A 7,728-nucleotide genomic window follows, 5' to 3' on the forward strand; every position below is an offset into this window, starting at 1 on the left:
CTCGCGGTCGTCGAGGCCCGCGGCACCGGCTGAGGCCTCGGGCGCCGCGACCCAGGCCCCCCGGAGTACCCGTACGACGGTGCCGTTCGTGCAGATGCCCGCGCACACACGACGACGGCGCTGCCCCACGGGAAAGGGCAGCGCCGTCGTCGGGATCGCTCGACCGGGCCCGTCGGCCCGCGGGGAGCGCGGTCACGCCCCGGAGGGCGTGAGGTGGGTCAGGCCGAGAGCTCGGCCGCGCGACGCGCGAGCGCCGACTTGCGGTTCGCGGCCTGGTTCTTGTGGATGACGCCCTTGCCCGCGGCCTTGTCGAGGGCCCGCGCGGCGGCGCGCTGCAGCTCGGTGGCCTTCTCGGTGTCGCCGGCCTCCGCCGCCTCGCGGAACTTGCGGATGGCGGTCTTGACCGAGGACTTCACCGACTTGTTGCGCTGGCGCGCCTTCTCGTTGGTCTTGACGCGCTTGATCTGGGACTTGATGTTCGCCACGCTGGTGTGCCTCTTCAGTCTTCCTGGGTTCCGGGTCGTCTCGGGGCTCCGGCGACCTGCGAGGTGTTTCACCACTCACGCGAGCGAGCACGCCGAGCACTCGGTCGTCCATGCTACAGCCCGCCGCGGAGACCCCCGCACCGCCCCGGGACCGCGCGGTCACGCGGACGCGAGGAGCCATCGTCGCACAGCGGGCGACCGGATGGTGATCATCGGCGCCGGGATGTCGCGACATCCACATCGGCCACCCGCCCGGGCGGCCCGTTAACCCGGACGTTGCACGTCTCCATATGGCCCGCACTGCGCCGAACGGTCAAGATGACCCCCGTGAGCCGAGCAGTGGACCGCAGACCAGCACGCACGCGGACGGAGAAGGAACCCGGTCCGGAGTCGAACGGCGCGGGCCACGAGGGCGGTTCCGCCCTCTTCGACGGCTACCTCGAACCGGACCGACCGAACCCGGACGCGTTCGACGAGATGTTCAACGCCGACGGGAGCGTCCGGGCCCCGTACCGGCAGCTGCACGACGCGATCGCCCCCACGGCCGCCGCGGACCTGTCGGCCCGGTCCGAGGCGCTCGACCGCGCCTACATGGACCAGGGCATCACGTTCAGCCTCTCGGGCAAGGAGCGCCCGTTCCCGCTGGACATCGTGCCCCGGGTGATCTCGGCGAGCGAGTGGTCCCGGCTGCAGCGCGGGATCGTGCAGCGGGTGAAGGCCCTGGAGGCCTTCCTCGCCGACGTCTACAACGACGCGCAGATCGTGCGCGACGGCGTCCTCCCGCGTCGGCTGATCACCTCCTGCGAGCACTTCAAGCGCTCCGCCCACCTGCTCAACCCGCCGAACGGCGTGCGCATCCACGTCGCCGGCATCGACCTGGTCCGCGACCAGGAGGGCACCTTCCGGGTGCTGGAGGACAACCTCCGCAACCCGTCGGGCGTGAGCTACGTGATGGAGAACCGCCGCACGATGGCCCGCGTCTTCCCGGACCTGTTCACCCGCCAGCGGGTGCGCGCGGTCGGGGACTACTCCACGCACCTGCTGCATGCGCTGCGGGCGGCCGCGGCCCCTAACGTCGCCGACCCGAACGTGGTCGTGCTGACCCCCGGCGTCTACAACTCCGCGTACTTCGAGCACTCGCTGCTGGCCCGGCAGATGGGCGTCGAGCTCGTCGAGGGCCGCGACCTGTTCTGCCGGGACAACCTCGTCTACATGCGCACCACGGAGGGCGAGCAGCGGGTCGACGTCGTCTACCGCCGCATCGACGACGACTTCCTGGACCCCCTGCAGTTCAAGCCGACGAGCGTGCTCGGCGTCGCCGGGATCATGAACGCGGCCCGCGCGGGCAACGTGGTGATCGCCAACGCGGTGGGCAACGGGGTCGGGGACGACAAGCTCGTCTACACCTACGTCCCGCAGATGATCAAGTACTACCTGGACGAGAAGCCGATCATCCCGAACGTCACCACGCTGCGGTGCTGGCTCGACGGGGAGCGCGAGGAGGTCCTCGACCGGCTCCACGAGCTCGTCATCAAGCCGGTCGAGGGCTCGGGCGGCTACGGGATCCTGTTCGGCCCGAACTGCTCGGCGAAGGAGCTGCAGAAGGCGCGCAAGGCGATCCGGGACGACCCGCGCGGCTGGATCGCGCAGCCCGTCGTGCAGCTCTCGACGGTCCCGACCAAGGTGGACGACCGGCTCGTGCCCCGGCACGTCGACCTGCGCCCGTTCGCGGTCAACGACGGCGAGGACGTCTTCGTGCTGCCCGGCGGGCTGACCCGGGTGGCCCTGCCGAAGGGCTCGCTCGTGGTGAACTCCAGCCAGGGCGGCGGCTCGAAGGACACCTGGGTGCTCGCGGCGAGCCGGGCCCCGGAGGCGGAGCGCGAGCTCGGCGAGCGGGGCATCGCCAGCAAGGCGCCCGTGAGCGGGCCTGCGGCGGAGCAGGGTCGGGAGCTGACCGTCGACCAGCAGCAACAGCAGCAACAGCAGGGGAGGGACGCCTGATGCTCGCCCGCAACGCCGAGTCGCTGTACTGGATCGGCCGATACGTCGAACGCGCGGACGACACGGCCCGGATCCTCGACGTCTCGGTGCACCAGCTGCTCGAGGACGCGACGATCGACGTCGACAAGGCCGCCCGCAGGCTGCTCGGCGTGATGGGGGTCGACCCCGGCACCGCGGAGCCGCTCGACGCCTTCTCGCTCACCGAGCTGCTCGGCTACTCGAGCGACACCGCGGGCTCGATCGTCTCCTCGATCTCCAGTGCGCGGGAGAACGCCCGCGGGGCCCGCGAGGTGGTCTCGAGCGAGATGTTCGAGTGCCTCAACGCCACGTGGAACGCGGTGCCGGAGCGGCAGCGCTATGCGCGGTGGGTGGGCCCGCACGCCTTCTTCAGCTACATCGAGGACCGCGCGGCGATGTTCTCGGGCCTCGCCGCGAGCACGATGAGCCGGGACGACTCCTGGCGCTTCTACCTGCTGGGCCGCAGCGTCGAGCGGGTCGACATGGTCGTCCGGTTGCTGATGAGCCGGGTGTCGGACCGGATGAGCTCGCCGGGGTGGCTGTCCGTGCTGCGCTCCGCGGGCGCCCAGGACACCTACCTGCGCACCTACCGCGGCGCCGTCGACGCCGTGCGCGTCGTGCAGTTCATGCTGATGGACCGGCTGTTCCCGCGCTCGGTCTTCCACGCCCTGCGCGAGGCCGAGCTGTGTCTGCAGCAGCTCGACAACCGCCCGACGGCCCGCGTCGGCGCGAAGGCCGAGGCGCTGCGGCTGCTCGGCCGGGCGCGCAGCGAGCTGGAGTTCCTCCGCCCGGAGGAGCTGCTCGACGATCTGCCCGCCCAGCTCGAGGGCCTGCAGGAGTGCATCCGCGAGGTCGGCGAGGCCGTCTCGCTGCAGTTCTTCCACGCCGCCCCCTGGGTCGCGTGGACCGCGCCGGAGGTGGTCTGAGACATGGGCTGGCGGATCAGGGTCGTCCACGAGACCGGCTTCAAGTACAGCTCGCCGGTGCTCGAGACCTACAACGAGGTGCGGCTGACGCCGCGCAGCGACCAGCACCAGAACGTGATCGTGAGTCGGGTCGAGACCGTCCCGGCCACGCGCAGCTACCGCTACGAGGACTACTGGGGCACCCAGGTCACGGCGTTCGACCTGCACGCCCCGCACACGGAGCTGCTGGTCACGGGCACGTCGGTGGTCGAGACCGGGGACGACAGCGAGCCGCTGCGGGAGACGGACTGGGCGGAGCTGGCCTCGGAGCACATCCGGGACCGCTACACCGAGATGCTCGAGTTCACCGACTACGTCAGCCGGGACCCCGAGCTCGTCAGGATCGCCAAGGGGATCCGCAAGGACAAGGAGCCCGCCGACGCCGTCCTCGCCGCCTGCGAGCTGGTGCGAGACACCATGACCTACCAGTCCGGCACGACGGGCGTGAGCACGTCCGCGACGGAGGCCTGGCAGACGGGCAAGGGGGTCTGCCAGGACTACGCCCACCTCACCCTGGTGCTGTTGCGCGAGATGGGGATCCCGGCCCGCTACGTGTCCGGGTACCTGTTGCCGCGCAAGGACGTCGCCGTCGGGGACACCGTGTCCGGCCAGTCGCACGCCTGGATCGAGGCCCGCACCGGTGGCTGGTGGGGCTTCGATCCCACCAACGGCATCCCGATCGGCCAGCGGCACGTGTGGGTCGCGGTGGGCCGGGACTACGCCGACGTCAGCCCACTGAAGGGCATCTACTCCGGCGGCACCGCCGAGGCCCTCGACGTCGCGGTGGACATGACCCGCCTGGCCTGACCCGCATCATGGGGCCACAACGCCTGTTCGGGGCGCTCCCAGCGACCATTGTGGCTCCATGATGCGCTGGGGGTCAGCGGGTCTCGAGGCGGGTGAGGCGGGTGCGGATGTCCTCGAGGATCGTGCGCAGTGGGGCGGTGAGGCCCGCGCTCGCCTGCTGCGTGCGGGTGAACGCGACGCCGGCGACCGCGGCCCCCACCGCCGTCCGCAGCCGGTCCCGGTCGAGGCCGACCGAGCGCATCGCGACCACGACGGCGTCGTCCGCCGGTCCGGTCGCGAGGCCGAGGAGCAGGTGCTCGCAGCCGATGTAGTTGTGCTGCAGGCGGAGCGCCTCGGTGGTGCTGCGCTCGAGCGCGCTCGCCAGGTCGGTGGCGCCGGGCAGCCCGCGGGCCTCGGCGAGCAGGTCGGGAGGCTCGACGTCCAGCGTCGCCAGGATCGTGAGCGCGAGGTTGTCCCCCTCGTCGACGACGGCGGCGAGCAGGTCCGTCGTCGTCGGTCGGTCGTGCGCCACGGCGGCCCGCACCGCCGTGCGCGCCCGTGCGGTGAACCGGTTCCAGCCCGGCGTCTCCGAGTCGTCCATGGCCGCTCCTCCGGCTGAGGGAGCCCCGGCCACCGCCTCGGCCAACGCCTGCTGGCACACCGAGGAGACCGGGATCCCGGCCTCCTTCACGGCGGCCGCGAGGTCGTCCGGCAGGTAGACGTTGATCTTCGGCACGGGCGCTCCTCGGGATGGGGTTATAACCCTACGCATAACCCCATCCCGCGAGCAAGCACCTCAGGCCGCGACCGGCTCCTTCTTCCGCCCGCCCACCAGCAGCGAGAAGGGGATCGCGATGGTGCCGATGATCGCCGCGCAGAGGAACGCCGCGTGGGTCCCCGTCGCGTCGGCCGCGACGTCCGGGGTGGAGGCGAACAGCACCATCAGCGTGACGAACAGGGCCGTGCCCGCCGCCCCGGCGACCTGCTGCAGCGTGGCCAGGATGGCGCTGCCGTGCGAGTCGATCTCGCTGGGCAGGCTGCCGAGCGCGTCCGTCATCAGCGGGGTGAGCATGAACGACAGGCCGACGACCAGCAGGACGTGCAGCCCGACCAGCACCGGCACCGGCGTGCCCTCGCCGACGACGAGGGCGAAGCCCCACAGCGCCAGGGCCAGCACCACGACGCCGGGGAGGACCAGCGGCCGGGCGCCGACCTTGTCGTAGAGCCTGCCGACGAACGGGCCAAGGATGCCCATGACCAGCCCACCCGGCAGCACCGCGATGCCCGTGACGAACGCCGACACCTTCAGCACGTCCTGCATGAACAGCGGCAGCAGGATCAGCACGCCGAACAGCGACATCATGCCGAGGACGGACAGCCCCAGCGCCACCGAGAAGACCCGGTGGGTGAAGGGTCGCAGGTCGAGCAGCGGGTTGCCGGTGCGCTGCAGCCGGATCTGGCGGAGCACGAACAGCGCCATCGCGACCACCCCGACGACGAGCGGCACCCACGGCGGCACGGCCACGTGGCCGCGGGCCGCCTCACCGATCGTCGACAGCCCGAACACCAGGCCGCCGAAGGCGAGTGCGGACAGCACCACGGACAGCCAGTCCAGCGGGATGGCGCGGGTCTCGCCGTGGAGCCTGAACCAGGCGGCGCCGACGGCCAGCGCGACCAGGGCGATCGGCAGCACGATCAGGAACATCCAGCGCCAGCTCAAGGCGGACAGGATGATTCCGGAGATGGTCGGCCCGATGGCCGGGGCCACCGCGATGACCAGGCTGATCATGCCCATCTTCGCGCCGCGGTGCTCCGCGGGCACGAGCCGGATCACCGACGTCATCAGCAGCGGGATCATCACCGCGGTGCCGAGCGCCTGCACGATGCGCCCGACGAACAGCAGCCCGAAGCCCGGGGCGACCGCGCAGATCAGGGTGCCGATGCTGAACAGGGTCATCGACATGAGGTAGACCGTGCGCGGCGTCAGGCGTTGGAGCAGGTAGCCGGTGATCGGGATGACCACGGACATGGTCAGCAGGAACCCGGAGGTGAGCCACTGGGCCGTGCCGATGGTGACGTCGAGGTCGACGACGAGGATGGGCAGCGCGACGCTCATGATCGTCTCGTTGAGGATCATGACGAACGCCGAGCCGACGAGGAGCCAGATCACCGACGACGAGCTTCGCGACCCGACGGTCGCGGACGGGGGCGCTTCGGGCGCGGTCATGCGGGGACTCCAGGAGAGGGACGGACACGCGGATCTCGCATGTCCCTACGACGCTATCCGCCCACGGAACTCATCGGCCACGACATTTCGCGCAGAGCGAGTCACATCTGCGAGTCCCCTCCGTGCGGCCTACGGTCGCCCCATGACGGTCGTCCTGGTCCACGGCAACCCCGAGACGCCCGCGGTGTGGGACCTGCTCGTCCCGCACCTGACCGGTGGGCCGGTCGTCCTGCTGGCTCCGCCGGGCTTCGGCGCGGCCGTCCCGGAGGGGTTCGGGGCCACGGTGCTGGAGTACCGGGACTGGCTGGTGGGGGAGCTGGAGACGATCGTGGCCGCCGAGGGCCCGGTCGACCTCGTCGGGCACGACTGGGGCGGCGGGCACGTGGTGAACGTGGCGATGACGCGGCCCGATCTGCTGCGGAGCTGGGCCTCCGACATCGTCGGGGTGTTCGACGCGGACTACGTCTGGCACGACCTCGCGCAGGTGTGGCAGCGGCCGGAGGCCGGGGAGCAGGCCGTCGCGCAGCTGCTCCGCACACCCGTCGAGCAGCAGGCGGCGTACCTGGTGGGGGCCGGGATGGCGGCGCCGGTCGCCGAGCAGGTCGCCGCGGGGTTCGACGAGGCGATGGCCGACTCGATCCTGAAGCTGTACCGGTCCGCCGCGCAGCCCGTCGTCGCCGAGCTGGGCGCGGACCTGGAGCAGGCCGCCGCCCGGCCCGGTCTGGCCCTGCAGGCCTCGGAGGACCACATGGTCGGGACCGACGAGCAGCGGGAGCGGGCGGCCGCGCGGGCCGGCGCGCGCGTGGAGGTGCTCGCGGGGCTCGGGCACTGGTGGATGGCCGAGGACCCCGAGCGCGGCGCCGCCGCGCTGAACGCCTTCTGGGCCGCGCACTGACCGTTCCGGCCCTGGTCCAGGGTCGTTTGTCAGGCTACCCTGACAGGCATGGAGTCGTGGCGGGACGGTCGCGAGGCCTGGGACCGCCTCGCGAGGCGACTGCGCACGGGTGACGCCGCCCTGGATGCGCTGTCGGACATCGGGTCCCTGCGCAGGCTGCTGGACCGGGCGGAGCTGGAGGCCGTGCGGGACGCGCGCGGCGCGCGACGGTCGTGGGCCGAGATCGCCACGCGGCTGGGCGTGAGCAGGCAGTCGGCCTGGGAGAGGTGGAAGGACCTCGACGAGGAGGGGGCCCGAGGAGCCGGAGAAGCTGCACGCGCTCGCCACCCGGAGCCAGAAGAACATCGCCGC

Annotated in this window: 8 protein-coding genes; 5 read left to right on the forward strand and 3 right to left on the reverse strand. The window is 71.7% G+C overall.

The features are described from left to right. Positions 1–218 precede the first annotated feature (218 nt). On the reverse strand, positions 219–485 hold the full coding sequence (rpsT, locus tag H5J29_RS14105) for a 30S ribosomal protein S20 (RefSeq protein ID WP_181781410.1): 267 nt from the start codon (positions 483–485) through the stop codon (positions 219–221). Between the two features lie 327 nt (positions 486–812). Between rpsT and H5J29_RS14110 the strand changes: the two genes are divergently transcribed. From H5J29_RS14110 to H5J29_RS14120, 3 genes are read left to right on the forward strand one after another with little or no spacing between them, the layout of a single operon-like run. Next, positions 813–2,486 carry a circularly permuted type 2 ATP-grasp protein gene (locus H5J29_RS14110; protein WP_312858216.1) on the forward strand — a complete coding sequence of 558 codons (1,674 nt, stop codon included), beginning with the start codon at positions 813–815 and terminating at the stop codon, positions 2,484–2,486. Then, positions 2,486–3,430: an alpha-E domain-containing protein gene (locus H5J29_RS14115; RefSeq protein WP_181781412.1), complete on the forward strand. Its 945-nt coding sequence runs from the start codon at positions 2,486–2,488 to the stop codon at positions 3,428–3,430. The genes H5J29_RS14110 and H5J29_RS14115 overlap by 1 nt, the downstream gene beginning before the upstream one ends. A 3-nt stretch (positions 3,431–3,433) precedes the next feature. Further along, positions 3,434–4,276 (forward strand): transglutaminase family protein, encoded by an 843-nt coding sequence (locus tag H5J29_RS14120; protein WP_181781413.1) that lies wholly within the window; start codon positions 3,434–3,436, stop codon positions 4,274–4,276. Positions 4,277–4,349: 73 nt separating this feature from the next. Here the strand turns inward: H5J29_RS14120 and H5J29_RS14125 are convergent, their stop codons facing one another. Both H5J29_RS14125 and H5J29_RS14130 read right to left on the reverse strand, forming a co-directional pair. Continuing rightward, entirely contained in the window at positions 4,350–4,991 is a 642-nt protein-coding gene (locus tag H5J29_RS14125) for a Clp protease N-terminal domain-containing protein (protein WP_181781414.1), read from the reverse strand. Positions 4,992–5,051: 60 nt separating this feature from the next. Further along, a complete protein-coding gene (locus H5J29_RS14130; protein ID WP_181781415.1) occupies positions 5,052–6,482 on the reverse strand; it encodes a DHA2 family efflux MFS transporter permease subunit in 1,431 nt (476 codons plus the stop codon). A 142-nt stretch (positions 6,483–6,624) separates the two neighbouring features. Between H5J29_RS14130 and H5J29_RS14135 the strand changes: the two genes are divergently transcribed. Further along, positions 6,625–7,377 (forward strand): alpha/beta fold hydrolase, encoded by a 753-nt coding sequence (locus H5J29_RS14135; RefSeq protein ID WP_181781416.1) that lies wholly within the window; start codon positions 6,625–6,627, stop codon positions 7,375–7,377. Positions 7,378–7,425: 48 nt separating this feature from the next. After that, positions 7,426–7,728 (forward strand): AsnC family transcriptional regulator (locus H5J29_RS14140; RefSeq protein ID WP_181781417.1); only part of this gene is annotated, 303 nt, incomplete at its 3' end.

This window comes from Pseudonocardia pini (assembly GCF_013870575.1).
Taxonomy (GTDB): domain Bacteria; phylum Actinomycetota; class Actinomycetes; order Mycobacteriales; family Pseudonocardiaceae; genus Pseudonocardia; species Pseudonocardia pini.